Below are 26827 nucleotides of genomic sequence, written 5' to 3' on the forward strand. Positions count from 1 at the left end.
CACACCACACCCTGTCCCTGCTGGCGCGTCAAGACCCAAACTGCGGGTGCACCTGACAGGATGGAAGCGAGGACGACCGGCGGAAGGCGGAGGGCATGAAAACTGCGGTGCTGATGATCGACTTGCAGAACGCGTACTTCGAGGACCCTGCCTTGGCCAAGCGGCAGGAAGCCGTGGTGGAGTCAGCCAATCTGTTGATCAGGACCGCGACGGCGGCGCAGGTGCCGGTGCTGCTTGTTTACACGCAGCACCTCAGGGACCGTTCAACCTGGACCCTCAGCATGCTCGACGATGACCAGGGATTCCTGTTCGAGGGGACCGAGCAGGCCGAATTCCTGCCCGGGCTGCAAACAGAGGGCCTCGAGCGCATCGTCAAGACACGCGACAGCGCGTTTTTTGGTACGGGCCTGGCCGAGCGGCTGCGGGACGCCGGGGTGGAACGGCTGGTCCTGGCAGGCGTGGCGACCCACAACTGCGTGGCGCAGACGGCGGCCGATGCGTTCGCCCACAACTTCCGCGTGGTCTTCGCCAAGGACATGATTGCCTCGACCAATGAGGACTATGCCGGTTCCATGCTGCAGATCCTCAGCGATGAGTACCGCCAGCCCGTGCTGGGCCGCGGGGCGCTGGCCGAATTGCTGGCGGGCGCGCGCCAAGGGTGATCCAGCTGGAGGCTTACCCCTCCGAGAGCAGATGGCACCAGGAATCCGTCAGGGTTTCCAGGCACATCTCCCGATCCATGATCCAGCCCGTGCGGATCCACCGCTGCGAGAGGTATTCCAGCTGACCGAAGGCGAGGACGCAGCGGACCTGGCGGCTGGCCGGGTCGAACCGCCCCGACCGATCCAGCCCGGATGTCATGTCCGCCGCAACATCGCGGAACCAGTCCTCCATGACCTTTGCAACCTCGGGCTCGACCGGGGCCGCCTGATAGACGGCATGCAGATAGGGGCGGGTTGCTTCCCATTGGTCGAATTTCCGGCTGATCCAGGCGCGGATCAAGTCGCGGGTACCCAGTTCCACCACGGTGGATAGGGCCGGGTCGTCCACGCTGGTGAGAATGGAGTCCACCGTCTTCACCACGTCGCCCATCAGCTGCGCCTTCGACGCGAAGTGCAGGTAGAAGGTCGTCCTCGTGGTGCCTGCACGGGCGGCAATGTCGTCGATCGTGGTGGCCGCGTAGCCCTTGGACTCAAAGAGGTCCAGGCCGGTGTCCAAGAGAAGTTGCCTGGTCTGCTGTTTCTGAGCCTCGCGGAGTGTTGCCATGCCACACAGGATAGCCGGTGTCCGCGGCTCCTCCGGACCAGCCGAGCTGCCCTCCGGATTTCCCCGCCCCGGCTGTAACACTTCAGCCCGGCGGCTCTTGGAGCGGAAGCCCCCTCGAATGACACGTCGAATGTTCACTTGACACCGTGTATTTTGAATCACTACTGTTAGCCCCATCACGATGGGCCTGTCGCCTGCGTCACAGGGTGCCGTAGACAGCACAGAGCGTTGCGGCAGGGTCTCGTCTACTACCGGTTCCAGCGAGTGCGGACGAATGCGGCCGCCATGCCCGGACCGGTTCCGCCGAGCACCACCCGTTCACCACACCGCTCACACCATGACAAGGAAGTTCATATGAGCCAGGACCAGGGGACCCACACGTCATCGCCGCAGTCCGATCCGCCGCCCCAGACGCCGCACGTGCAGGTCACACCCGCGCGCACCAGGGGCACATTGGTCGCTGCATCATTGGCGGTCATGGTGGCGCAGATCGCCAACGCTCTGCCAGGCGCGCTCAATGGCGAATTCCAGGTCACCTTTAACACGTTCGGTTCCCAGCTGACCTGGATCACCGCCGCGTTCATGATTCCGGTGGTGGTTTTCGAGCTGACCTTCGGTGTGCTCGGTGACAAGTACGGCCACCGCAAGCTCGTCGTGGGCGGCGCCGTGCTGGTCATGATCGGCTCGCTGGTCTGCGCCATATCCCCGACGGTCCAGGCCATGTGGATTGGCTCCGCCCTTAACGGCCTGGGTGCGGGTGCGATTTTCCCCGCATCGTTGGCCCTGGTTGCTTCGGTGGCGCGCTCCATGCAGGAGCGCGTGCGAGGCATCGCCATCTGGGCAGGCTTCCTTTCGGCGGGTTCGGCCCTGTCGCCCTTGCTCGGCGGCGTATTTGCCGGCTTCGGCTGGTGGCGCGGGGCCTATGCGGTGGTGGTATTGACGGCCCTCGCCGCACTGCTGCTGACCGCCCTGCGCTCCGCCGAGGCCAAGGTGGCCCGTGAGCGCCGGATGGATATCTGGGGCCAAATCACCTTCGCACTGGGCCTGATCCTGGTTCTCTTCGGGCTGGTACAGGGTCCCGAAGACGGCTGGACCAGCGCCCACGTGGTAGCCGCCCTCGCCTCCGGTGTGGTGCTGTTGGCGATCTTTGTGGCCATCGAACTGCGAGTCGAGTCCCCGCTGCTGGAGCTGAGGCTGTTTCTGAACCGCCAGTTCGCCATCGCGTCGATCGTGGCCGTGGTCGGCATGTTCGCCTTCCTGGGTGCCTGCTTCTCCACAAGCATGTGGCTGGGGCCGGTTCAGCACCAGAACCCGCTGTACCTCGGCCTGCTGTTCCTGCTGCTGCAGGGGCCCGCCTTCGTGCTGATCCCCGTGCTGTCCCGGCTGCAGGCCCGCGTCTCATCCCGCTGGCTGATGACGTTCGGATTCCTGGCCATGGCTGCCGGCGCATTGATCAACTCCACTGCCGATGTCACCAGCCGCGACGTGACCGCTTTCATCCTGCCGTCCCTGCTGGTCGGACTTGGTTTCGCCTTCACGCTGAGCCCGATGACCGCTATTGCCGTTAACTCGGTGCCTCGGGAGATGACCGGCATGGCCAGCGCCACCACCAACCTCCTGCGCGACCTCGGGTTTGCGCTCGGACCGGTGCTGGTGGGCGCCATTGCCCTCTCCACCGCCGGCGGAAAACTCATGACCTCCCTGCAGACCTCCGGTTTGGCTCCGGACCAGTTGGGTCCGGCGATGGGCATTGCGGAAGCGGGCGGTCCGATCGCGCTCAACAGCATCCCCGAGGGCGTTCCCGGATCGGGCGGCAGCCAGTTCGCCCTCGAGGCCCTGGGCAGCGGATTCACGCAGGCCTTCCTGGTGGTTGCCATCGCGGCCCTGGCCGCGGCATTGCTCAGCTTCTTTGGGTTGCACGGCGTCAAGGAAACCGAACCGGAAGCAGCGGCACCGCGCACGGCCGCGTAGCATCCCGCAGCGCCGCGACCGAGACAGAGGAAGCCGGCCATCCCTTGGGGTGGCCGGCTTCCTCTGAGCGTGCGGGCGGGGCAACCGGGCCTTAGTGGCCGGTGTTCTCCTGCAGGCGCCGAACGAACGGTGCGCACCCGACGGCCACGAGGCCGAGGATGCCGCCGACCGTGAAGGCGACCCGGACGCCGTCAACCAGGGCGACGTTCGCCGCGATGCCGCCGGCGGCTGCCGCCGCCGTGCCGATGGTCATGGCGGCAACGAGAACCGCGGTACCCGCGGCGCCGGCCAACTGCTGCAGGGTATTCATGATCGCGCTGCCATGGCCGTACTGCTCACGCGGCAGGGCGCCCAGGGCCACGGTCATCAGCGGAGTCATCAGCATGGCCATGCCGACGCAGAACACAGTATGGAAGACGACGATCGTCGGCACCGGGGTATCAATATGGACGCTTCCCAACAGCCACTGCCCGCCGGCCAGCAGGAAGGCGCCGGGAATGACGATGGGCCTGGGGCCCACCTTGTCGTAAAGGCGGCCGACGAGCGGGGACACGATCCCTTGGATCAGGCCGCCGGGCAGGAGGGCCAGGCCGATGGTCAACGTGCTCAGGCCCATGCCGTTGTGCATGAAGATCGGCATCACCATGACCGTGCCCAGCATGGTGGCCATGGCGATCATCACGATGATGACCGAGATGCGGAAGTTGTGCACCTTGAACGGACGAAGGTCCAGCAGGTCCGACTCCGTCTTGCGCAGGGCACGCTGGCGCTGAATAAAAAGGACCAGCGCGACCGCGCCGACGACCAGTGCCACGCCCGGGGCCCAGGAACCTGCCATCAGGTCGGCGATCGAGGACAGCGCATAGACGATGCCGCCGAAGGCGAAGGCGGAGAGGATGACCGAGAGGACATCCAGCGGAGCCTTGCGCGTCTCCTTGCCGGTCTTGATGGCAATGACGCCGAAGAGGAAGACGATGATGGCCACCGGCACCATCAGGCCGAAGACCCAGCGCCACGTCAAGGAGTTGATGACGGCGCCGGAGAGGGTGGGGCCGATGGCCGGAGCCACGGAGATGACCACGGAGTTGAGGCCCATGACAGTGCCGCGGTGCCGGACCGGCACGGAGGTGAGCGTGGTGGTCATCAGCAGCGGCAGAATGATGGCCGTGCCGGCCGCTTGGATGATGCGCGCGATGAGCAGCACCGCGAACGTCGGGGCGATGGTCGCCAGCGCCGTGCCGAGGATGAAGAGCAGCATCGCACTGACGAAGAGGCTCTTCGTGGTGAACCGCTGAAGCATGAAGCCGGTGGTCGGAATGACGACGGCCATCGTGAGCATGAAGCCCGTGGTCAACCACTGCGCCGTGGTGGCCTGGACGCCCAGGTCCGCCATCAGGTCGGGCAGTGCGACCGTCAGCACGGTCTCGTTGAGGATCATGATCAGCGCTGACAGCACCAAGGCGGTGATCACGGCGGCGATGCGCTTGGGCGAGATCCTCTCGGGCTCCACGGCCTCTGCCGCCTCCACCTCTCCGGGCGGAATTTTCTCCTCTAGGACGTCTTTCATGGCCACCTTTTCTGTTTGTGGGGTGCGGCAGACAGGTGCGCCGCTAATACTTACAAAAGTATAAGTATACCGAAAAAGAAAAGCCCGACTGGCCGACGGTTCAGCGCTGGTCCGGCTCGTTGATCAGCGCCGCCAGGCGCTGGAGGGCGGGCAGGCTCGCCGCGATCTGTTCCTGTTCCCCGGGGTGTAGCCTGGCGGCCGCCGTCCCCAGGGTTTCCGCCCACGCGGTTTCCAGCATGATCCTGATCCGCTGGGACTCGTCGGTGGGGTGCAGCGTCACGTAGCGCTTGTCCGCCTCGTCGCGCCTGCGCGTCACGAGCCCGCGGGCCACCAGTTCACGCAGTTGGGTGCTCACGTTGCTGAACTGGCGGTCAAGCCTGGAAGCGACCTCGGCCACGGTTATGCCCGGGTGCGCTTCGATGACCCGCATGATGTCCACCATGCCGTTGGGCAGCAACGGGACGCCGGAATTCTCGTGGGATTTTCGGCGGACATCGGAGGAGATGTCGATCAAGGCCACCGCCAGATCGCGGTTGTCCTCGACGGCTTTCCGGGCCGTGCCGCCCTCGGTTGTTTCCATTACCCAAGGATAAGAGGTGCGCCGGGCACCTCCGGCCGTGACGTTCAGGATCGCTGACCACCACGGCCGGGGAAGCCTCGGGGGCACCTCGAGGGCGCCCGGCCGCCGGTCGGGGCTGCCGTCGCGTTAGTTCGCCCCATCCTCGGCCTTGCGGGCGGTGAAGGGCAGGACCAGCCGGGACCGGTGTGCGGCGTCGCGGTAAATCTTGTGCGTCACCGGGCGTCCCACCGGGAGGTGGAAGGCGTCCGGAGGCAGCAGTGCGTTGTGCTCGTCGGCCAGCGGCTCGCCGTTGGAAAGCTCGGCCACCAGCCGGTGTCCCAACCTGAAGGTGTTGGCGAACGGGTAGAGGCGCAGGACATACTCCTCGATCTTCCCCGGCTCCACCGGCACGGCACGGGTGTGCGGGTGGATCGGGCTGCCCTCGCTGGTGCGCTCCTCGTCCAGCTCGCGGTGTGAGGCCTTGAGGTAGCCGGTGGTGATCAGTTGGCGCTTGCCATTCGGGGCGTAGTCCCACAGGCGCAGGATGAAGTTCGAGTCCGGCTGGTCGATCTCGGCGAAGATGTGCGCGGCGCCGGTGCCGATCATCTCCGTGTCCTCTTCGAACGGCCCGGTGCTCCAGCTGAGGATCTCCACCTTGTCGGTCACCGTCAGGGGCGCCTGGTAGAAGCCGTCCGGGGCCGCATACTCCACGCCCATCAACTCCGGCTCGGCGGACAGCTTGTGGCGCGGACGAAGGTAGAGGGAGGTGTACTCGATCTCCTTCGGCGGCCACTGGTCCGCCTCGACGGTCTCGCGGGAACCTTCGACGAAAACGCTCACGGCCGGCTCGTCCATCACGCCGTTGTCGATGCCCTTGATCCAGTAGTCGTACCAGCGGAACATCTTGTCGTGCTCCTCGATGAACGGGCGCGACTGCATGGGCGGGTAGGGGCCGATGGTCAGCTTCTTGGGTCCCTTGAGCGAGTTGTACAGCTCGATGGTGCCGTCCATGGTCCAGCCGCGGCCCTGGTCGATTTGGAGCCAGACCGGGATGTCGATGTTCGGAGCGAGCGTGATGGGGTTGCGCTCCTCGTACCACTCGCCGTCCAGCTCGTTCATAACGATGTCGAACCAGGCTTCGTGGTTCTTGGGGTAATGCAGCACGTGGACCAGGTTCGGCCAGGCGGCAACGTCCGGGTCCTCGAGGCGCTTGGCGACCAGCTTCTTGAGCTCCTCGGGCGAGTACTTTTCGATCATGCGGGACTTGACGCCGTCGGTGAAGGCCCAACCGGAGTCTCCGCCGCGGCCTTCGCGGGCGGCGCGGGGCATGAACCACATGATGCCGCCGTGGTAGGTGGTTTCGTAAAAGTCGTAGTGGCCGCCGCTGACGAAAATCGCCTTCAGGTGGGGCGGGCGTTCGGCCGCGGCCAGTACCTGCATGGAGCCGAAGTAGGAGATGCCGACCATGCCGACGTTGCCGTCGCACCACGGCTGTTCGGCAACCCATTCGATGAAGTCGTACGCATCCTGGCCCAGCGATACGCCGCCGGCGTTGTAGTTGCCGATGTGTTCGCCGCCGGAGTCGCCGGACCCCCGCAGGTCGCCGATCACGTGGACGTAGTCCTCCTTGACGATGCGGGCGATGTCGCCGGCCTCGATGCAGCCGTCCCACATCGGGCTCGGACGCCGCTGCGGGGGAGTGGTCAGCGCCAGCGCCTGCAGCTCCTTGCCGTACGGGCTCAGGGCCACCAGCGCCGGCCGGGGCTTGTCCTCCAGGCCCTGGTAGGTGTCCGCGGCGAGCTCAACGCCGTCGCGCATTGGGATCCGCAGGTCCTTGCGGATCTTGATCGTCTCCCCACCGGCATTCCACGTCGTGAAATCAGTCATGTGTGCACTTCCTTGTTGACGTTCGAGTGCCAGGTGTCCCGCTGGCAGGCGCGCTCTCCGGAGCCACGCTCAATTATATTATTATAATAAAATGCCGTGCAACGATGGTGACCAGGCCCGGGCCGCGGCGCGGAAAGGCCGCGCGAGGGCAAGGGTCCGCGCTGTCGAGCCATACCATCAGGACCGTGAACGGGTCCCGGAGCTGAGGAGAGAACAATGACGCAAGAAGTAACCATTCATCCGCTGGTCTCGCCCTGGGGCCGCTTCGGTCTCTACAGCTTCTTCATTGACGCGCCCGAGCCGGCCATCGTCGACACGGGCATCACCACGTCACCGGTCGAGGGCATGGTGCCGGAGCTGGAGAAGCTGGGCCGGCGCATCGAGGACGTCAAGTGGATCCTGCTGACGCACGGCCACATCGACCACCTCGGCGGTGCCCACGCCCTCTGGGAGCTCACCGGCCGGAAGGCGAAGGTCGTCATCCACCGGGCGGACGCTCCGTTGCTCCGCTCCCGGCAGGCGCACTTGCAGAACTACCTCGACGTCCGCCGGCAGTACCTCGACAGCCCGAACGGCGTCGAGGAGCAGGCGAAGGCGGCCGGGCATGCCATCTCGGGCGAGATGGAACCGGACATGCTCCTGGAGGGCGGCGAAACCCTCAGCCTTGGCGGGGATGTCACGGTCTCCGTGCATCACATCCCCGGCCACACCGCGGGCTCCGTGGCCTACGTGGTGGACGGGCAGGACGCGGTGTTTGTCGGCGACTCCGTCCAGGTCCACGGCGCCGCCAACCACTTCCCGGGGTATGAGGATCCGGACGCCTACCGTGCCAGCCTCCGCTACCTGCGCGACGAGATCCGTCCCAAGCGCCTGTACCTTGGCCACCCCTACCGCAACACCGAGGGCGTGCCCTTCGACATCGGGATGGACGCCGGCACGGCCCGGCAGGCCCTGCAGGAGAGCCTGGACATCGAGGCCCGGGTCCGCGCCGCCGCGCGCCGCTCCGTGGAGGGCGGCCTGCAGGAGACCGGCTCGCCCTATTCGCCGTTCGCCTCGGTGGCCGAGGAACTCGGCTATACCGGGGATCCGACGCTGGAGCCTTCCCCGTTCTTCACGACCCTGCACGGCTACCGCAAGCTGTACGCCACGAACGCCTAACCGGCTCCACGCCCCAAACGACGACGGCGGCGCGCACCCGTGGGTGCGCGCCGCCGCTGCGTTCGGGGCGGGTGGGGTCAGTCCCGGTTAAGGAACTCGCCCGTTTCCTGGTAGGCCCGGTACATGTCCGGGATCCAGAAGAAGTTCTGGACGAAGCCGTGGTTGGCGCCCGCGTAGCGGCTGACGGTGGTGTCCACGCCGGCGTCCTTCAGGCGCCGGCCGTAGAGTTCGCCCTCGTCGCGCAGGGGATCGTACTCGGCGGTGATGATCAGGGCCTTCGGCAGGCCGGTGAGGTCCTCGCGCTTGATCGGGGAGACCAGCGGGTCGGCCGGGTCCGCGCCGCTCTCGAGGTAGAAGGAGTTCCACGGCTTCAGCGCCGGGGTCTCCAGGCCGTAGCCGGTGGCGTTCTCCCACAGCGAGGCGTAGCGGTCCTCGTCGAAGTCCAGGTCCAGCGACGGGTAGTACAGGACCTGGTGCGTGATCCGGTCGAAGCCCTCGTCATGGGCCATCGCCGTCACCGCCGCCACGAAATTGGCGCCCGAGCTGTCGCCGGCCAAAGCCAGGTTCTGGCCGTCCCAGGCCAGGCTCCCGCCCTGCTCGGCGGCCCAGCGCACCACGCCGTAGCACTCCTGCAGGCTGGTCGGGAAGGGCGCCTCCGGTGCCAGCTGGAAGCCGACGGAGATGACCTTGTAGCCGCTCTCCTTGGCCAGCGCCCGCGCGACGTGGTCGTGCGTTTCCAGGCTGCCGGAGAAGAATGCGCCGCCGTGGAAGTACACCAGCAGCCCGTAAGACTCCGCCTCCGCCGGGGTGTAGATCCGCACCGGGACCTCGCCCGCGTCAGTGGCTGCAACGGTCTCCTCGACGGCGTGCAGTGGCAGCCGTTCCTCCACGGGCGCGACGAACTGCAGGTCGCCCGCGCGCTTTGCCTCCGGGTCGGGCCGCGTGCCGTGGTCGAACGGCGGCAGCGTGGCGAGGAGTTTGCCGATCTCGGGGTGGATTGTCACTCGACACCCGCCCCCTTCTCGAAGGACGTGGTCTCCGGGAAGGAGTCACCGATGTCGAACGGCTTGCGGGAGATGTCCTGCAACACGTCGGTGATGGGCTTGCGCTTGGCCTGGTAGGTGCGCAGGGCGTCCTGCAGGTCGGAGCCGTCCTTGATGGCGTCGGCCAGCCAGGCGGCATCCTGCATGGCGGAGTTCGCACCCTGGCCCTGGTGATGCAGCATGGCGTGCGCGGCGTCGCCCACCAGGGCAACGCTGTCCGTGTGCCAGGTCGGCTGCTTGTCGATGTCGTAGACACCGCGGTTCGTCATCGAGGCGATGTCCAGTTCCTGGCCGATCTTCTGCAGGCGCTCGTCGAAGCCCTCCAGCAGCGACCCGATGTACTCGTGCGTGACCTCGGGCGCCCACGCGGTGTCGTCGCTCGGGGCGGTGATGTCGAAGGACACCTGGTTGCGGTGGCGCAGCGGCAGGAAGTACACGGTGGTGCCGTTTTGGCCCACGTAGACGCGGAAGTTGTCGTTCTCCACCAGGCCATAGGCGTCGTCGGCGGAGATGACGGCGCGCATGGCAATCGTGTGGGAGAACACCGGCTGGACCTCACCGAAGATCTGGTTGCGCACGCTGGAGCGGATGCCGTCGGCGCCCACTACCAGGTCGGCGGTGACCTCCACGCCGTTCTCGAACTTCACGGTGGCGGAGTTGCCGTTGTCGGCGATGCTGATCATCTTGTGCCCGATATGAACCCGCTCGGCCGGCAGCAGGCGCAGGAGGGTCTCGATGACGTCCCCGCGGTGGACCATGCGGCAGTGGTTGGTCTGGGCGTACTCGTTGATGCCCGGCCACGGGTCGCGGGCGATGAGCTCGCCGTTGGCCTGGTAGACCTCGATGGCCTCGGAGGGAGCGGAGACCTTCTCGAACTCTTCGAACACGCCCCACTTGCGCAGCACCTCCACGGTCGGCGGGCGCAGGCCGATGCCGGCCCCTACTTCGCCAAGCTCGGGGGCCTGCTCGTAGACGTGCACGTCGGCGCCGAGCTGCAGCAGTGCCAGGGCAGCGGAAGCGCCGGCGTAGCCGCCGCCCACGACGGCCACCTTCAGGTTCTGGATTTCGAAAGTCTGCATTGTTCTGTTGTTCCTTCACTGGGCGCCGGTGCAGGCGTCCTCGGGGTGAGTGTTGGATTGGAGTCGCCGCCGTCGTCGTAGGCGGCAGCGGAGCCGGCGCGTGACGCCGGATGGAGTGATGCGGGTCAGGCCTTGATGGAGAGGAAATCGGCCGGGTTGTCCTTGAGGAGGAGCTTGATGGTGGCGTCGTCGATGCCGGCGGCGCGCATGTCCGGGAGCATGTCGTCGAAGATGTAGTTGATGGTGTGGCCCTTCACGCCCGGCCAGCCCAGCGGGCTGCAGTTGGCGTCGGCTGAGACGAGCAGCTTGTCCGCGTAGCCCTTGTTCACCAGCTTGACGAAGTGCTCCATGCGCTCGGCGCGTTTGCGGCCCCAGAACGGCGGGTCGGGCAGTTCGAGGTCGTACCCGAAGGTGTCGAAGCCGATGCGGCCGCCCTGCTCGTAAATCCAGTCGTGCGGCGTGATCGGTGCGTTCAGGCCGTCGTCGGCGTGGCCGAAGAGGACGCGATCCAACGGGAGGCCCTCCTCGTTGAAGATGTTCACGGCGGGCTCGGGGTCGATCGCCAGATGCGTGAGGATCGGGACCCCGGTGAGGACGGCGGCGCGGGCGGCGGCGCGGTAGATCCGCTTGTCGAGTTCGGTCATCTTGCCGCCGCGGCTCACGCCGACCTTGATGACGCCGGCCTTGGCGCCCGTGTCGCCGATCCCCACCGTGATTTCGTGGATGAAAACCTTCGCCAGGTAGTCCACCGACGCCCGTGCAAAGTGCGGCAGGGCGGTGTCGCCGCCCACGAAGCCGGTGCAGGCCACGATGTGGACGCCGGTCTTGGCCGAGAGGGACTTGTAATAGTCGACGTCGCGGCCGTTGCAGATGCCGGTGGCGTCCACGAAGGTGCCGCCGCCGTTTTCACGGAACCTGCGCAGCTTCGGCACGGTTTCTTCGTAGGCCTGCTCCGGCGACTTCCACCATCGCGTGTCGAGCTCGGAGCCGGGCATGCCGTAGCCGATGTGTTCGTGGACTGCCACGATTTCCAGTTCTTCAGCCGGGATTGTTCCCAGCACGGTGTTGACCTTGGTCATTCCTTCACCTCAGGGTTTCGAAAGCTTGTTGATGGCGGGCCGCGGTGCTCAGCGCACAGCCAGCAGGTTGCGCGGATTGTCCACCAGGATTCGGCGGGCGTCGTCGTCGCCCAGGCCCAGTGATTTCAGGAAGGGGACAAAGGTGGTCAACACGTGGCTGAACGGCAGGTCGTAGTCCGGCTGCCCCTTGGCCACGCCGATCGCGTTGGACGAGAGGATGACCTGGTCCGTGTGGCCGGCCCCGACCAGCTCGAGCACCAGTGAGGCCCGCTCGCGGTCGCTGAGGTAGCCGCCGTCGTCGTCCAGTCCCACGTGGTCCAGGCCCACGAAGGCACCGCGGCGGGCCACCTCAAGCGCCGCACCGGCGGCCGCGGCGTCCTGGCGGTCCAGGCCGCCGACGAGCACCCGCCCGGCGGGCAGTCCCTCGTCCAGGACGACGTCGAGGTCGTGCAGGGCGTCGGCGCCGTAGCGGATGGAGACCGGGATGCCGGTGGCCAGGGCGGTCCGGGCCGCCCCGCGGAACAAGCTCTCGTCGGTGGGGGTCATGCCCTCGCGGGTTGCGGTGCTGGTGACCAGCCCGGCGGCTCCGCGGCGCTCGACCCGCGGGACCACCATGCCCTCGCTGACTTCCTTCGAGAAGAGGTCGGCGAACTTTTCGGCCGGCCAGGGGGTCGGCGGGTTGGTCTGCGGGGTGAGGAAGTAGCCGCCGAGCATTTCCTCCGGCCCCATGCCGGTGGAGGCGATGATGTGCACGCCGGTCGAGCGCGAGAGCGCCTCGTACAGCTTCACGTCGCGGCCGTGGAACATGCCGGTGCTGTCCACGATGGTCTGGCCGCCGGCCCTGCGGAAGTCGGTCAGCTTTCCGGCCAGGACCTCGAAGATCTCCGCCCGGTCCATGCTGATGTCCGGGGCGTACTGGGCTCCCGGGACCACCGAGAGCAGGGCCTCGTGGACCGCGACCACACCCAGTTCGTGGGCGGGAACGGGGCCAAGAACGGTATTGGCCGTCGGGTGGGGGGTTGTTGTTGTATCCGTCATTGGCACAACCTTTCGTCTGACGCCACGCCATGCAGACGTCACGCGGGGAAGGATCATGCACCGCGACCTCTGGATTCATTCCTCGCCGAAACCGGTGCAGGCGGCAGTAAACGAAGGAGGAGCCCATCGGGAGGCCCGGCGTCCGCTAACGGCCGCGGGCTCCCGCTGATGTGACCTTGATTACCTGTCAACTAGGTTTACATGATGTAGTGCCAAAGTCAAGGCAATTGACCGGAAAACATCTCGTTTCGTTTTGGCTGACGGGGTGGATTTCCCGCGCGGTCGCGGCCTACTGCCCGGTGCTGAACCGGTACTTGAATTTCTCTGCCAGGTGCACTGCGGAGCGCCATCCGGCGGGCAGGTCGCCCGTGGTGAAGAAGACCGTCTCGATGACGAGCAGCGGGCTCCCCACGGCCACCCCGAAGGTCGCGGCCTGTTCGGCGGTGGCCGCGGTTGCCCAGGCTTCGTGCTCGGCGCGGACGTGTGCGATGCCGAACTCTTTCTTGAGGAGTTCGAAGGCGGAGCCAACGCGTTCCAGTTCCGCGGCGGTGGGGCTGAAGTCCCCGGGCACCCGAATGTAGACGTCGGCTTCGACGAGGGGCTCATCCTCGACCGAGATCAGGCGGGTGAAATGCAGGAGCCGCTCGTGCGCTTCGAGTCCCAGGAGGTCCCGAATCCGGCCGGGCGGTTCCACCCGTTCGATGCCGGCGACCTTCCCCGTCGGACGCAGTCCGCTCTCGGCGAGGTATTGGTACAGGGCCCCCGAGCGCACGTCGGCCGGCCGCTGGACCCTGGTGCCGATGACCGGGAACGTCCCCTTGCCTTGTTTCCGGTAGATGTACCCCTCGCTGGCAAGCTCCTGGAGTGCCTGCCGGATGGGCGCCCGACTGACTTCGAACCGGCTGAGCAACTGCGCCTCGGTCATTGGCTTCCGCGGATCAGCGATCCCCTCGGCTATTTCCCTGCGCAGGATTTCCCTGATCTGGCGATACAGGGGTACCCCGGACGAGGTGTCGAGCTCGCCATATGCCATGAGTCTTCTGTTCCTCCACATCGCCCGCCACCGGGATTGCCCTGCAGGAAGTCAACCACAGAACGCAGTCCATTGAGGAGGCGGCGGCCCTAGCCCGCGGATGGCGTGCGACGTAGCCTGAGGTGACTACCGCCGGGAGGGGCGTGCCATGGACCAGGACATCCAGAAGTACATCAGCGCGTTGGTCGAGAAGGAACAACAACTGCGCGACTCCACGCCGGAGGAGCCGGACAAGGCCGCCGCCCGCGCCGCCGAGCTGCGCCGCCTGGAAGAGCAGCTGGACCAGTGCTGGGACTTGCTGCGCCAGCGCCGTGCCAAGCGCAAGGCCGGCGAGGACCCGGGCGAAGCTGAGACCCGGCCGGCCGGGGAAGTGGAAAACTACCGGCAGTAGCGGAGCGGCAGGCGGTCCCGGCGGGCTGGGCCCCGCCCCGCCGTCGTCCCCCGCCCCGTCGTCGTCCGTTTACCGCGCGTCAGGCGCCCTTTGACGCCTCGGACTTGGAGCCTGACTTCTTCTTCTTCGAGGAGCCGGCGGAAGACTTGGCCTCCCGGTTCTGCTCGACGCTGCGGCGCAGCGCCTCCATCAGGTCCAGGACCTTGCCGCCTTCTTCCTCTTCGTCCGTGCCGAAGGTCTTTGCCGTATCCAGCGCCTCGCCCTGCTCCAGCTTCGCCTCGATCAGGGTCCGCAGCTGTTCCTGGTACTCGTCGGTGTAGTCCCCGGGCGTGAAGTCGGAGGAGAACGACTCCACCAGCGCGGCGGACATCTCCTTCTCTTTCGCCGAGATCCGCACGGTTTCCTCGAGCGACGGGAAGCTGGCCTCCCGTACCTCGTCCTCCCACAGCAGGGTCTGCAGCATCAGGACCTTGCCGCGGACCCGCAGCGCCGCCAGCCGGGTCTTCTGCCGCAGCGCGAACTGCACGATGGCCGTGCGGTCCGTCTCTTCCAGGGTCCGCCGGAGCAGGACGTAGGCCTTGGACGACTTCGAATCCGGCTCCAGATAGTAGCTGCGGTCGAACATGATCGGATCGATCTGGTCGCTCGGGACAAACTCGACGACTTCGATCTCGCGGCTTTTTTCGACCGGCAGGGACTTGAAATCCTCGTCCGTGATCACCACGGTGTGCTCACCGTCGTCGTACGCCTTGTCGATGTTCTGGTAGTCAACGGTCTTGCCGCAAACCTCGCACCGGCGCTGATAGCGGATGCGCCCGCCGTCCTTGTCATGGACCTGGTGCAGGCTCACGTCGTGGTCTTCGGTGGCGCTGTAGAGCTTGACCGGCACGTTGACCAGACCGAACGCCACCGCGCCTTTCCAGATGGCTCTCATGCCACTAGTGAACACCCGCGGGCGGTACAAAGCCAGAGGCGAGGGCCTAGCCAACCGGCCGCGCGGCGGACAGACTGGCGGTATGGCCAGCCAGAATTCCAGCCGGATATCCAGCCAGAAGGAGACCGTAGACGTCGACGGGCGCCGGCTCAGGCTGACTAATTTGGACAAGGTGCTGTACCCGGAAACCGGGACCACCAAGGCGGAGGTGATCGCCTACTATTCGGAGATCGCCGAGTTCCTGGTTCCGCATGCCGCCGACCGGCCGGTGACGCGCAAACGCTGGGTTCACGGCGTCGGCACGGCGGAGGAACCGGGCGAGGTGTTCTTCCAAAAAAACCTGGACAAGTCCGCGCCCGACTGGGTCTTGCGGCACACCATCGAGCACAAGAGCAACATCAACGTCTACCCGTTGGCCAATGACCGGGCCACCCTGACGTGGCTGGCGCAGATTGCGGCCCTGGAAATCCATGTTCCGCAGTGGAAGTTCGGACCGCGCGGCAAGATCAACAATCCCGACCGGATGGTGCTGGACCTGGACCCGGGGGAAGGGGCCGGGCTGGCCGAGTGCGTCGAAGTCGCCTTCCTGATCAAGGACATCCTCGAGGGGATGGGGCTCGACCCGAGGCCGGTGACCTCCGGTTCCAAGGGCATTCACCTTTACGCCGGGCTGGACGGCAAACAGACCTCGGAGGACGTCAGCCAGGTGGCCCACGAACTCGCCCGCCTGCTGGAGGCCGACCATCCGGACCTCGTGGTCAGCGACATGAAGAAGTCCCTGCGCACGGGCAAGGTGCTGGTCGACTGGAGCCAGAACAACTGGGCCAAGACCACGATCGCCCCGTACTCCCTGCGCGGTCGGCCGCACCCCACCGTGGCGGTGCCACGAACCTGGGCCGAGCTGGAAGACCCGGACCTGGCTCACCTCGACTTCAGGCAGGTGCTCGAGCGCGTCAAGGAGATCGGCGACCCGCTGGCCGGCATGGCGGGCGGCACCGCCGACGAGCAGTCCCTGCCGGAGCCGGGGCCGGACCGGCTCAGCACGTACCGTTCGATGCGCGACCCGGACCGCACGCCCGAGCCGGTGCCTGCGGTGATCGAGCGGCGCGAGTCGGACGATGAACCGGTTTTCGTCATCCAGGAGCACCACGCACGCCGGCTGCACTACGACGTCCGCCTGGAGCATGACGGGGTGATGGTGTCCTGGGCCGTGCCCAAGGGACCGCCGGTCACGACCGGTAAGAACCACCTGGCCGTCCACACCGAGGACCACCCCATGGAATACGCCACCTTCGAGGGCACCATCCCCAAGGGCGAATACGGCGCCGGGGTGATGACCATCTGGGACAGCGGCACCTACGAAGTGGAGAAGTGGCGCGAGGGCAAGGAAGTCATCATCGTGCTGCACGGACGACCCGACGGCGGCCTGGCGAACGACGGCGGGCCCCCCGGTCCGCGTCGCTACGCCCTGATCCGCACCGGCGGCGAGGACGGCAAGGACAATTGGCTGATGCACCTGATGAAGGACCAGCCGCGTCCTGCTGCCGGGACGGCGGACGGCGGCGGGTCCGGGCGCGCCGGGCGGGCGGTCGTCACCGCCGCGCCTGCGGATGATACCGGCTCCGCACTGCACGACGCCGGGCCGCCGCAAGCGGTGAAACCGATGCTGGCCGTGCAGGGCACCGAGGCCTCCATCGACGAGGAGGAGGGCTGGGCCTACGAAATGAAGTGGGACGGAATCCGGGCCGTCGCCGTCGTTGCCGACGGGTCCGTGCGCTTGGTCAGCCGCAACGGCATCGACATGAGCAAGACCTACCCCGAACTGGCCGACCTGCCAGACCACGTCCTGGCCCAAACCGCGGTGCTGGACGGCGAGATCGTCGCGCTCGATGCCAAAGGACGGCCGGATTTCGGCCGCCTGCAGAACCGCATGAACCTTACCAAAAAAGCGGATATCGAGCGCGCGGCCGCGAAATACCCGGTGGAGTACTTCCTCTTCGATTTGCTGGAACTGGACGGAACACCAACACTTGGGCTGGAATACTCCCAGCGGCGGGAAATCCTCAAGGAAGCGGTGGAGACGCCGGACGACGGACATATCCAGGTGCCGCCGGAGCTGGATGCCAGCGCGGCCGAAGCGGTCGCAGCCAGCCGCGAGGTCGGCCTGGAAGGCATTATCGCCAAGCGCACGGACAGCAACTACGCGCCGGGCCTACGGACGAGGAGTTGGATCAAGATCAAGAACCAGCTGACGCAGGAAGTGGTCATCGTGGGCTGGCGGCCGGGCAAGGGCTCGCGCGCCCGCAAGGTCGGCTCGCTGCTGGTGGCCGTGCCCGACGGCGTGGAGCTGAGCTACCTCGGCCGCGTCGGGTCCGGCCTGACGGAGCGCGAACTGGCCGAAATCGGTGCACGGCTGAAGAAGATGTCACGCAAGACCCCGCCGCTGGAGGGCGTGCCGGCGGCAGACGCCTCCGACGCGAACTGGGTGCGGCCCGCGCTGGTCGGCGAGGTCCAGTTCAGCGAACGCACCGGGTCCGGAAAGCTCCGCCACCCGGTCTGGCGCGGCTTCCGGCCGGACAAGAAGCCGTCGGATGTCGTCGTCGAAATCCCGCAGATTCAGGCCTGACCCGCGGAGCTGCCGCTCAAAAATTTTGACCCTACCCCTATCATTCTGCCGATGAATCGTTAGTCTTTACCAAGGGGAACTTCTGGGGGGAAGTTTCGGGGGATGATTCTTGGGGAAGAAGGCAGAACTGCATCATGGGGAGTTCATTTAAGCCGACTATTCGCGACGTCGCCGAGCGGGCCGGCGTTTCGCTGGCAACGGTCTCATACGTCTTGTCCGGCCGGCACGGGGGTTCAACGAGGATCAGCGAACCGACCAAAGCCCGGGTAATCGAGGCGGCCAAGTCGCTGGGATATGTGCCCAACCACGCCGCCCGGGGCATGCGCCGCGGGCGGACGGACACCGTGGCCGTCGTGGTGGAAAACCTGGATTCGGCCTGGGACCGGCAATTGGCGGAGGTTGCCAACCGTGTGCTGCCGGAGCACGGGTACCGCGTGGTGGTCCTTCTGGGCCAGGAGGCATGGCGGAACTTCATGCTCTCCGGCGGCGCGGACGGGGCCATCCTGGGTTTCAGCACCGAAACGCCCGAGGAAGACCACACCCTGCGCGACCTCGCCGACCGGGGCGTGGCGCAGGTGGTCGTGTCACAGTTCCTGCAGCCTGACGGCTTCGACGTGCTGAAAGTGGACGCGGAGGTCGGCATCGCCGAGGCGGCTGCGTATCTTGCTGCCAGGCACCGCCGCATCGCCGTGCTGCACCGGGGCGGGCCCGCCCCGGGTCCCCGGGGTTCCCGGCTGGGGTTGTTCCGGCAGGCGATGGCCGACCTCGGCGCAGAACTGGACGAAAACCTGGTGCGTGCAACGCACGGGTCTTGGCGTGAATCCTACGAGGAGACCGGCACGCTGCTGAAGTTGTCCGATCCGCCCACGGCGTTCTTCACCACTGCGGATCTGGAGGCCCTGTGCGTCTCCGGCTCCGCCACCGCGGCGGGACTCCGGATCCCGGAGGAGATGGAGATCATCGGCGTGGACACCTCGGATCTGGGACACCACTCCGAACCGCCGCTGAGCTCGGTGGGACCGGAGCCGCTGGTGGGTACCGTGGTGGACCTGCTGATCGACCGGCTGGAGGGGCGCGCCTCCGCCGGCGGGCGCCTGGTGCCGGCGCCGTGGAAGCTGAACCACCGGGGGACCACCGTGGCGGGGATGTCCGGTGATGGCAGCGCCGAAGGCTCGGGCGAGGTGGAGGACAGCGTCTCCAACGGGGCTCCCTAGCGGCGGGCGGCTACAGTGCAGGGATGGAGTACACCCGGCACAGCTACGGCCCGGATCCCAGCCAGTACGCGGAACTGTATGTGCCCGCCCGGCGGCGGCACACCGCCGTCGTCGTCATCATCCACGGCGGGTACTGGCGCGCTGCCTACGGTGCCGAGCTCGGACGCCCGCTGGCCCGGGACCTCGCCAGCCGCGGCTGGGTCTGCTGGAACATCGAATACCGGCGCGCGGGCAATGGCGGCGGCTGGCCGGAGACGTTCGACGACGTTTCCTCCGGCATCGACCGGCTCGCCGACGTTGCGCACGAGTCTGGATTTGCGCTCGAGCGGGTGGTGGGGCTGGGCCATTCGGCCGGCGGTCAACTGGCGGTGTGGGCGGCCGGACGGGGCCGGCTGCGGTCGGAGGAGTCCGGGGTGCGGGTGCCCGGCGCGGCCCCGCGGGTGGAGCTCGCTGCGGTGCTCAGCCAGTCCGGGGTGCTGGATGTGGCGCGCGCCCACGAGCTGGGCCTGAGCGACGGCGCCGTCGAAAACCTGCTCGGGCGGCCGGAGGACGCTGATCCAGGTGCCGCGCATCCCTACCGGCTCGCCGATCCCATGCGGAACGTTCCGCTGCCGGTCCCCGTCTACGCCTTCCACGCCGAGCAGGACGCCGACGTGCCGAGGGAACTGTCCGAGCGCTACGTCGACGCCGCCCGGGCCGCCGGCGGGACGGCCGAACTGGTGCTCGTTCCCGGGGACCACTATGCGCTGATAGATCCTGCCTCTGTTGCGTTTGCGCGCATCCGCGGGGTGCTGGCCGGCCTGGGCTGATGCCGGTGCCGCAACCGGCGGCGCTCTGCTACGTTGGCACTGTGCTCACGGTCATAGGCGAAGCCCTGGTGGACGTCGTCCGCTCCGACACGATGCCCCCGCGGGTGCACGTCGGCGGCAGCCCAATGAACGTGGCGGTGGGCCTGGCCCGGCTGGGCCACCCGGTCCAGTTCGTCGGCCGGTACGGCAAGGACCGGTTCGGGGACCTGGTCCACGGCCATCTGCGCCGCAACTCCGTGTTGGTGCCGCTGGATCCGGATGCGTCGCCGACCAGCGCTGCCACCGCTACCCTGGATCCCGCCGGTGCCGCCCATTACTCTTTCGACCTGCTCTGGGAACTGCCGGACCTCGAAAAGATCCGGCCCCGGCTGCTCGACGAGACGGTCTGGCTGCACACCGGCTCCGTCGCCGCCATGCTGGAGCCGGGCGCGCACACGGTGTACAGGACCGTCCAGCGGGCCCATCCGCGGGCCCTGGTCAGCTACGACCCGAACTGCCGGCCCACGCTGATTACGGACCGGGACTTCGCCCGGCGGCAGGCCGAAAAGTTCGTGGTCCTGGCCGATGTGGTCAAGGCCTCCGACGAAGACCTTCAGTGGCTGTACCCGGACCGTACCGTCGAGGAGACGGCCCGTGCGTGGTTGAAGCGGGGGCCGGCCGCGGTAGTGGTCACGCGCGGGGCGAAGGGCAGCTGGGGAGTGGTCGGTGCCGGGACGGCAGAGGTCACGGCACCGGCGTCGGCCGTCGTTGACAGCGTAGGCGCCGGCGACGCGTACATGTCCGGGCTGCTCGATGCGCTGCTGAACGCGGGATTCTCCGGTTCGGCCCGGCGCGGCAAGCTGCGCGACATGGGCTCCGCCACGCTCGAAGACGTGATGGCGCACGCTGCCCGTGCCGCGGCCATCACGGTGTCCCGGGCAGGGGCGAATCCGCCGCGCCGCGACGAGCTGGGCTAGCCGCCTGCGCCGCCGGAGGCATCCCTAGACTGGTGCAATGCGCCTTATCGCCAGCGACCTCGACGGAACCATCATCGGCCGGGACGGCAAAATCAGCCCCCGCACCGTCCGGGCGTTTCGCAGCGCGGCGGCCGCGGGTGTGGAAATTGTCTTCGTGACCGGCCGGCCGCCGCGCTGGCTGACTCCGCTGGCCGAACAGATCGGACACCGCGGCCGGGTGATCTGCTCCAACGGCGCCGTGGTCTACGATCTGGTGGCCGAGCGGGTGCTCTCGGCGCAGACGCTGCCCCACGCGAACATTCTCGAGGTGCGCCGGATCATCCTCGGCCTGCACCCGGCGGTGACGTTCGCGGCGGAAACGACCGAGGGATTCCTGCTGGAACCGAACTTTCTGCAGCCCGGCTCGGTGGAGCTTCTGGACGGCACCGTGCCCAAACTGTTGCCGGAAAGCCTGCGCCGCTCCGACTCGGTCGTGAAACTGCTGGCCCGGGGGACGGACATCGACCCCGACGCCTTCCTGGCCGAGGTGGGCCCGGCGGTGGGGCATCTGGCCGCCGTGACGCATTCTGCCCCCGGCAACCCGCTGCTGGAGATGGCACGGCCGGGGCTCAACAAAGCGGTGACCCTGGCCGAGTACGCCGGTTCGTTGGGCATCGGCCCCCAGGACGTGGTGGCCTTCGGCGACATGCCGAACGACATCGAAATGCTGCGGTGGGCCGGGGCCGGCTACGCGATGGCCTCCGGCCACCGCACCGCGCTGGAAGCAACCCCGTTCCGCGCCCCGGCGTTCGCCGAGGACGGCGTCGCCCAGGTGATCGAGGAACGGCTGGCGGACCGGCGGCAGGCCTCGCGCGGGGTCTGACCCCTGCGTGGGTCCCGCGGTCAGGAGCCTCGCGCCGCTCCGGCGGGCGCCGCCTCCCGCCGGGTTTCGGGACGCTCGTCCAGATACCGGCGGGCGAACCAGCTGGGGCCGGTGCTCCGGCTGCGCCGGGGCGGTTCTATGTCCGCAACGATCAGCTCTTCATACAGGCCGGCCTCGGCCACCACACCCGTCCCCGGTGCAGCGATGAAGCTGTGGCCCGGCCCGCTCCAGGCCACCGCCTGTGCAGAAGCTCCCCGGCGGGCCAGTGCACGGAACCAGCCGTCCCGGCCGCCGCTGCCGCCGGGCACCACGAGCAGTTGCGCGCCGTCGTCGGAGACCGACCGGCGGGACGTGCCGGGCGCCGGCAGGGCGACCGAGCCGGCGTCGTCCTCCGCAGCCAGCCCGATGAGCAGCCCCTCCAGCGGCACGACCGCGGCGGCGTCCGTGCAGGCCTGGAGCCCGCCGTACGCATCGAACAGCCACAGTTCGGGGCCGTTGCCGTGGCTGCTGCTGCCGGCCGCCACCGCGACCCTGTGTTCCGCCGCGAGCCCGCCCAGTTCGCGGCGGAAATGCGGAGCGAACCCCGCGGGCAGCACCAGCAGCCGTGCCCCCAGCCCGGCCGCCTCTTCCAGCCACATCCGGCACCGCGGCCGGGACCCGTCGCCGAGCAGCCCGGCAGCCTGCACCACGGCAAGACGCATGGACTCCTCCTCATCGGCGGTCGTGGCGGGGCCGGTAGAGTACCGAAGGTGAGCAGCGCCAGCCCGTACCTCAATCCTACGTTTCCCGGTTCCGGGCAGGGCCGGCCCCTGGCCATGTCGCACCGGGGTTTCTCCTTGGACGGTCGGGAGAACTCGATGGCGGCCTTCCGCGCGGCAGTCGATCTCGGCTACGCCTACCTGGAGACCGATGTCAGGTCCACCCGCGACGGCGTGCTGGTGGCCTTCCACGACCGGACGCTGGAGCGTACTACCGACGGCCGCGGAGAGCTGGCGGAGCACACGGCCGGCCAGCTGGCGCGGGTCCGGATATCCGGTGAGCCGATCCCGACGTTCGAGGAGTTGCTGACCGCGTGGCCGGACGTGCGACTGAACGTGGACGTGAAGGACATGGCCGCCGCCGACGAATTGGCCCGGCTGATCGAGGCCTACGACGCGCACGACCGCGTGCTCGTGGCTTCCTTTTCCGACCGCCGCCGCTTCCGCGTGCTGCGCGGCCTGAGCCGGCCCGTCGCGGGATCCGCCGGCGTGTATGCGACCCTGGCAATATACTTGCTGGGCTATATAGGTCTGGCGGGCCTGATGGCCCGGCTGGTCCGCGTCCACGCGGTGCAGGTGCCGGTGAAGTACGGTCCGTTTACGGTGGTCACGCCCGGGTTTGTGCGGCGCTGCCGCCGGGCCGGACTGCACGTGCACGTGTGGACCATCAACGACCGCGCAGAGATGGAACGGCTGCTGGCACTGGGAGTGGATGGAATAGTCTCCGACCGCGCCGATATTCTGGCCGAAGTGATGGCTGAACGCGGCAGTTGGCCGCAGAGGGAGTCCGCATGAAGGTCTTGATTGCACCGGACAAGTTCAAGGGAACCTTATCGGCCGCCGAGGCGGCCGCCGCAATGGCCGAGGGCGTGCTGCGGGTCTACCCGGACGCCCACGTGCAGCTGCTCCCGGTTGCCGACGGCGGAGAGGGCACCTTGGAGGCTGCCCTCTCCGCCGGTGCGGCCGAGCACACGGAGCGCGTGGTGGGGCCGCTGGAGCGTGAGGTCACCGCATCCTGGGCCATGCTGGAACGGCCGGAGGGCAAGACCGCCGTCATCGAAACCGCGCGGGCGTCCGGCTTGCTGCTCACCGAGCCCAGCGTGCAGTCGGCGCTCACGGCCCACTCCTACGGGTCCGGCCAGCTGATTGAGGCGGCGCTGGACGCGGGCGCCACCGAGATTGTGCTCGGGGTGGGCGGCTCGGCCATGACCGACGGCGGGTCCGGGGCCCTCCGCGCGCTCGGCCTGAAGGTCCTTACCGGCGGCGGCGCCGAAGTCCTGCTCGGCGGCGCGGCCCTGGCTACCGCGGACCACCTGGACACCTCCGGCCTGGACCCGCGCCTGGCGGAGACCGTGATCCGGATAGCGGCAGACGTCTCGAATCCGCTGTACGGGCCAGACGGGGCGGCGCACGCTTTCGGTGAACAGAAGGGCGCCGACGCGGTCTCGCGGCGGTTGCTCGACGAGGCGCTGCAGCGCTGGGCCCAGTTGCTGCTGAAGGCAACAGGCCGCGACGTCAACGTGGCGGGCGCCGGCGCGGCCGGCGGCTTCCCCTCCGGCTTCATGGCGCTGGCCGGGGTCCGGGTGGAGCCGGGGTTCGACGTCGTCGCGGACCTGGTGGGCCTCGAGGCCGCCCTGGCGGATGCAGACTTGGTCCTGACCGGCGAGGGGTCGCTGGATCGGCAGTCCGAATTCGGGAAAGCGCCGCTGGGCGTCGCCGGGCGTGCCCAGGCCCGGGGCATCCCCGCCGTCGTCGTCGCCGGGCAGATCGACCTGGCGCCGGACCGCCTGGCCCAACACGGGGTGCACGCGGCCGCCAGCGTGGTCGAGGCGGCAGGCAGCCGGGAACAGGCCATGGCCCAGGCCGCACGCTATGTCACGTTGGCCACGCAACAGGCGCTCGAAGGGGCTTGAGCCCGGGAAGCACGCCTATCATGAGGGCATGAGCAGCACCGTCGTCCCGCCGCCCTCGGCCGTCCGCCAGGGTTTTCTCCGCACCTTGGTCCTTTGGCTGGCGATTCCGATGGCGGTGCTGGTGCCGCTCTGGGTGGTGGCCGGACGGGTGCTGTTTGGCATCGGCGGGCAGATGGTGCTCTGGCTGGGCATCAGCCTGGGCCCGGTGCTGCTGGTCTTGCTGTTGCTGACCGGCGTGAAGCTCCTCGAGACCGCCCGCCGCGGCCTGCTGCTTCCGGTGCGGGCCGTCGTGGCGCCGGCGCTGGCCTGGCTGCTGGCGTTCGCCTTCGGCTTCACCGTCCCGGACTTCGGCGGCGGCGCCGGAGAGGGCGCGTCCATCATGTCGCTGCTGGCCGGTCCGTCCGCCTTGGGAATGTCCACCGCGCTGTGCAACCCGTTCGGGATCATCGCCGTCGGGCTGGCCATCGCGGCCACGGTTTTCGCCTACCGGGCCGCGGGCCATGCGCGTCGCGGCGTCACCGCCGACGGCCCCTGACGCAGGCGGGCCTGATGGTGCGCCTTAGGCCTGCTGTGTGTACCGGGCTTCGCCGTTGCGCCGGACGTGACTGCGGGCATGCTCGACCGCCGCTTCCAGGTCGCCGAACAGGTGCCTGTCGTGGCGCAATGACTCCAAGACCCCGACCCGGCGGGCCAACTCCACATGGCGTTCCTGGATCCCCTTGATGAGCACGGTGACGCCGCGGCGCTCCAGCGCCGTGACCAGGTCGGCCACGACTTTGGCCCCGGTCGCGTCGAGGATCTGCAGCTGGGACATCCGGATGATCACCACCTGCACATTGCGGATGGAAGAGACTCGCTCCAGCACCCGGTCGGCCACGCCGAAGAACAGGGCGCCGTCGAGTCGGAAGACTGCGATCTGCTCGTCGCCGTCTGCGGCCGGTCCGGGGATCTCCTCCCGGTGGACACCGCTGGAATTCCCCAACGCCCTCAGCGCGAAGAACCCGGCGAAGACGATGCCGATCACCACGGCCTGGATCAGGTCGAAGGACACCGTGACGACCGCGGTGACGATGAAGACCGTGGTGTCCGCCCGGGTGGAGCCGAAGACGCTGCGCAAGGTGTTCAGCGAGACCATGCGGACGGCGGTCACCATCAGCACGCCGGCCAGCGCCGCCAGCGGGATTTGCGAGACGGGCCCGGTCGCCAGGTACACGACGCCCAGCAGCACCAGGGAATGCACGACGACGGAGGCCCGGGTCCGCCCGCCGGCGCGGATGTTTACTGCCGTCCGGGCGATGGCCCCGGTGGCAGGCATCCCACCGAAGAAGCCGGAGGCAACCGAGGCCAGGCCCTGGCCCACCAGCTCCCGGTCCGCGTCGTAAGGGCCCGTGTCGGAGATGGATGCGGCCACCCGGGCCGAGAGCAGGGATTCGATGGCAGCAAGTGCCGCGACGGTGAGGGCAGGCCCGGCCAATGCGCCCATCAGGGCCAGGTCGACGGCGGGCAGGGACGGGGCCGGCAAGGAGCTGGGTAGCTCGCCGATCCGTGCAACGTCCAAATTCATCAGTTGGGCCACAAGCGTGGCGACGATGATCCCGATGATGGAGCCGGGCAGCTGTGGATTGATCTTCGGCGCGGCCACCATGATGCCGGCCACGATCCCCGCCAGGATGACGGGCCAGAACAAGCCCGCCATGGATGCGGTGCCCAAGGCCTCGACCGCCGACACGGCCGCGTTGGAGCTGGGCCCCGGTGCGGTCCCGAAGGCGGCCGGCACCTGCTGCAGGAAGATGATGACGGCGATGCCCAACGTGAAGCCCTCGATGACCGGCCACGGTATGAAGCTGACGGCACGGCCCAGTTTCAGCACACCGGCGGCGGCCACCATGACGCCGGCCATGAGCGTCAGCAGCGCGAGCGACGATATCCCGTGGCTGGCGATGACCGGCGCAAGTACCACCACCATGGCGCCGGTGGGTCCCGACACCTGGATGTTGGAACCACCGAAAACGGCAGCGACGATGCCGGCGACGATCGCGGTGATCAATCCCGACGCGGCGCCGGCACCCGAACTGACACCGAATGCCAAGGCCAGCGGCAGGGCGACGATACCCACGGTCACGCCCGCCACCAGGTCGTTCCGCCAGGTGCGCGGCAGCTCCGCGTAATCGGCCTTGCCGGGTAGCAGGGCGGCGGCCGCCCTCAACGACTTCATGGAGCCGGTTCCGGCTCGGTGCCCGCGTCCCGGGCTGATGCCGTCGAGCCGTTGTCGGCCGCACCGAAGCCGGCCAGTTGCTGCGTGGCCGTGTGCAGGAGCTGCTGCAGGAGGCTGCGCGCCACGGTCAGCAGGTCGGCCACCTGAGGGTACGCCAGGCGGTAGAAGACCTGCACGCCCCGGCGTTCGGCCAGGACGAGGTTGTGCCGGCGCAAGACGGACAGGTGCTGGGACAGGTTGGAGGCCTCTTGGCCCGTCTCGTTCATCAGCTCGGTCACGGTTACCTCGGGAGCGTCCGCAAGCAGTTCCAGCACCCGGATCCTGACCGGATGGGACAGCCCCTTGAACAAGTTGGCCTTGACTTCGTACAGCGGGGCGTCGGCAGCGGCGAATGGGTTCACGAGGGCTCCCTACAGTTCATTACTTTAGAAAGCCATCATATAGCGGGAGCAGCGGCTACGCTAAGGGG

25 protein-coding genes are annotated in these 26827 nt (G+C 67.9%); 12 read left to right on the forward strand and 13 right to left on the reverse strand.

Annotation, left to right across the window (positions count from 1 at the left end; genetic code table 11):
- The first annotated feature begins 95 nt into the window (after positions 1-95).
- On the forward strand, positions 96-662 hold the full coding sequence (locus AC5RUH_RS07575) for a cysteine hydrolase family protein (protein WP_494023956.1): 567 nt from the start codon (positions 96-98) through the stop codon (positions 660-662).
- A 13-nt stretch (positions 663-675) separates the two neighbouring features.
- On the opposite strand, the gene AC5RUH_RS07580 is transcribed toward AC5RUH_RS07575, so the two are convergent.
- Entirely contained in the window at positions 676-1266 is a 591-nt protein-coding gene (locus tag AC5RUH_RS07580) for a TetR/AcrR family transcriptional regulator (RefSeq protein WP_494001230.1), read from the reverse strand.
- A 354-nt stretch (positions 1267-1620) separates the two neighbouring features.
- Between AC5RUH_RS07580 and AC5RUH_RS07585 the strand changes: the two genes are divergently transcribed.
- On the forward strand, positions 1621-3237 hold the full coding sequence (locus tag AC5RUH_RS07585) for an MFS transporter (protein WP_494024909.1): 1617 nt from the start codon (positions 1621-1623) through the stop codon (positions 3235-3237).
- A 91-nt stretch (positions 3238-3328) separates the two neighbouring features.
- Here the strand turns inward: AC5RUH_RS07585 and AC5RUH_RS07590 are convergent, their stop codons facing one another.
- The 3 genes from AC5RUH_RS07590 to AC5RUH_RS07600 form a co-directional block, all read right to left on the reverse strand.
- Entirely contained in the window at positions 3329-4804 is a 1476-nt protein-coding gene (locus AC5RUH_RS07590) for an MDR family MFS transporter (protein WP_494024908.1), read from the reverse strand.
- 100 nt (positions 4805-4904) lie between these two features.
- Positions 4905-5384 carry a MarR family winged helix-turn-helix transcriptional regulator gene (locus tag AC5RUH_RS07595; protein WP_494001233.1) on the reverse strand — a complete coding sequence of 160 codons (480 nt, stop codon included), beginning with the start codon at positions 5382-5384 and terminating at the stop codon, positions 4905-4907.
- A 126-nt stretch (positions 5385-5510) separates the two neighbouring features.
- A complete protein-coding gene (locus AC5RUH_RS07600; RefSeq protein ID WP_494128265.1) occupies positions 5511-7250 on the reverse strand; it encodes a CocE/NonD family hydrolase in 1740 nt (579 codons plus the stop codon).
- Between the two features lie 216 nt (positions 7251-7466).
- Between AC5RUH_RS07600 and AC5RUH_RS07605 the strand changes: the two genes are divergently transcribed.
- Positions 7467-8408, forward strand: a complete 942-nt coding sequence (locus AC5RUH_RS07605; RefSeq protein WP_494128266.1) for an MBL fold metallo-hydrolase — start codon at positions 7467-7469, stop codon at positions 8406-8408.
- 77 nt (positions 8409-8485) lie between these two features.
- On the opposite strand, the gene AC5RUH_RS07610 is transcribed toward AC5RUH_RS07605, so the two are convergent.
- The 5 genes from AC5RUH_RS07610 to AC5RUH_RS07630 all read right to left on the reverse strand — a co-directional run bounded on the left by AC5RUH_RS07610 (position 8486) and on the right by AC5RUH_RS07630 (position 13680).
- Entirely contained in the window at positions 8486-9412 is a 927-nt protein-coding gene (locus tag AC5RUH_RS07610) for an alpha/beta hydrolase (RefSeq protein WP_494109614.1), read from the reverse strand.
- Positions 9409-10530 (reverse strand): FAD-dependent oxidoreductase, encoded by a 1122-nt coding sequence (locus AC5RUH_RS07615; protein ID WP_494024905.1) that lies wholly within the window; start codon positions 10528-10530, stop codon positions 9409-9411. Before AC5RUH_RS07615 ends, AC5RUH_RS07610 begins: the two co-directional genes overlap by 4 nt.
- Positions 10531-10655: 125 nt before the next feature.
- Positions 10656-11609 (reverse strand): phosphotriesterase family protein, encoded by a 954-nt coding sequence (locus tag AC5RUH_RS07620; protein ID WP_494024904.1) that lies wholly within the window; start codon positions 11607-11609, stop codon positions 10656-10658.
- A 48-nt stretch (positions 11610-11657) separates the two neighbouring features.
- Positions 11658-12647, reverse strand: coding sequence for a phosphotriesterase family protein (locus AC5RUH_RS07625; protein WP_494109615.1), 990 nt, complete (start codon positions 12645-12647; stop codon positions 11658-11660).
- 289 nt (positions 12648-12936) lie between these two features.
- The gene (locus tag AC5RUH_RS07630; RefSeq protein ID WP_494128267.1) at positions 12937-13680 is read right to left on the reverse strand and encodes a GntR family transcriptional regulator; all 744 of its coding nucleotides are present in this window, start codon (positions 13678-13680) and stop codon (positions 12937-12939) included.
- A gap of 148 nt (positions 13681-13828) precedes the next feature.
- On the opposite strand from AC5RUH_RS07630, the gene AC5RUH_RS07635 reads away from it, so the two are divergent.
- The gene (locus tag AC5RUH_RS07635) at positions 13829-14071 is read left to right on the forward strand and encodes a DUF2630 family protein (RefSeq protein ID WP_494024901.1); all 243 of its coding nucleotides are present in this window, start codon (positions 13829-13831) and stop codon (positions 14069-14071) included.
- A gap of 79 nt (positions 14072-14150) precedes the next feature.
- Here the strand turns inward: AC5RUH_RS07635 and ku are convergent, their stop codons facing one another.
- Positions 14151-15005, reverse strand: a complete 855-nt coding sequence (gene ku, locus AC5RUH_RS07640; protein WP_494001895.1) for a non-homologous end joining protein Ku — start codon at positions 15003-15005, stop codon at positions 14151-14153.
- 82 nt (positions 15006-15087) lie between these two features.
- Here ku and AC5RUH_RS07645 point away from each other — a divergent pair, with 82 nt between their 5' ends.
- The 5 genes from AC5RUH_RS07645 (at position 15088) to AC5RUH_RS07665 (ending at position 21472) form a co-directional block, all read left to right on the forward strand.
- Positions 15088-17631 carry an ATP-dependent DNA ligase gene (locus tag AC5RUH_RS07645; protein WP_494013405.1) on the forward strand — a complete coding sequence of 848 codons (2544 nt, stop codon included), beginning with the start codon at positions 15088-15090 and terminating at the stop codon, positions 17629-17631.
- Positions 17632-17765: 134 nt separating this feature from the next.
- Complete coding sequence (locus AC5RUH_RS07650) at positions 17766-18845, forward strand: LacI family DNA-binding transcriptional regulator (RefSeq protein WP_494001897.1); 1080 nt, start codon at positions 17766-17768, stop codon at positions 18843-18845.
- A gap of 23 nt (positions 18846-18868) precedes the next feature.
- Entirely contained in the window at positions 18869-19654 is a 786-nt protein-coding gene (locus AC5RUH_RS07655) for an alpha/beta hydrolase (RefSeq protein ID WP_494013404.1), read from the forward strand.
- A 41-nt stretch (positions 19655-19695) separates the two neighbouring features.
- Positions 19696-20610, forward strand: a complete 915-nt coding sequence (locus tag AC5RUH_RS07660; protein WP_494013403.1) for a carbohydrate kinase family protein — start codon at positions 19696-19698, stop codon at positions 20608-20610.
- A gap of 37 nt (positions 20611-20647) precedes the next feature.
- Positions 20648-21472, forward strand: a complete 825-nt coding sequence (locus AC5RUH_RS07665) for an HAD family hydrolase (RefSeq protein ID WP_494024900.1) — start codon at positions 20648-20650, stop codon at positions 21470-21472.
- Positions 21473-21492: 20 nt separating this feature from the next.
- Here the strand turns inward: AC5RUH_RS07665 and AC5RUH_RS07670 are convergent, their stop codons facing one another.
- Positions 21493-22173 carry a hypothetical protein gene (locus AC5RUH_RS07670; protein ID WP_494013401.1) on the reverse strand — a complete coding sequence of 227 codons (681 nt, stop codon included), beginning with the start codon at positions 22171-22173 and terminating at the stop codon, positions 21493-21495.
- A gap of 48 nt (positions 22174-22221) precedes the next feature.
- On the opposite strand from AC5RUH_RS07670, the gene AC5RUH_RS07675 reads away from it, so the two are divergent.
- Genes AC5RUH_RS07675 through AC5RUH_RS07685 form a run of 3 tightly spaced genes read left to right on the forward strand, consistent with a single transcriptional unit; the run spans position 22222 to position 24678 of the window.
- Entirely contained in the window at positions 22222-23025 is an 804-nt protein-coding gene (locus tag AC5RUH_RS07675) for a glycerophosphodiester phosphodiesterase family protein (RefSeq protein WP_494128268.1), read from the forward strand.
- Complete coding sequence (locus AC5RUH_RS07680) at positions 23022-24143, forward strand: glycerate kinase (RefSeq protein ID WP_494001903.1); 1122 nt, start codon at positions 23022-23024, stop codon at positions 24141-24143. Before AC5RUH_RS07675 ends, AC5RUH_RS07680 begins: the two co-directional genes overlap by 4 nt.
- Positions 24144-24171: 28 nt before the next feature.
- The gene (locus AC5RUH_RS07685) at positions 24172-24678 is read left to right on the forward strand and encodes a hypothetical protein (RefSeq protein WP_494001904.1); all 507 of its coding nucleotides are present in this window, start codon (positions 24172-24174) and stop codon (positions 24676-24678) included.
- A gap of 24 nt (positions 24679-24702) precedes the next feature.
- Here AC5RUH_RS07685 and AC5RUH_RS07690 read toward each other — a convergent pair whose 3' ends face one another.
- Together AC5RUH_RS07690 and AC5RUH_RS07695 are read right to left on the reverse strand one after the other, a co-directional pair.
- Complete coding sequence (locus AC5RUH_RS07690) at positions 24703-26358, reverse strand: SulP family inorganic anion transporter (protein ID WP_494128269.1); 1656 nt, start codon at positions 26356-26358, stop codon at positions 24703-24705.
- Positions 26355-26759, reverse strand: a complete 405-nt coding sequence (locus AC5RUH_RS07695; protein ID WP_494128270.1) for an ArsR/SmtB family transcription factor — start codon at positions 26757-26759, stop codon at positions 26355-26357. The genes AC5RUH_RS07690 and AC5RUH_RS07695 overlap by 4 nt, the downstream gene beginning before the upstream one ends.
- Positions 26760-26827 lie beyond the last annotated feature (68 nt).

The organism is Arthrobacter sp. Y3223166 (genome assembly GCF_059090935.1).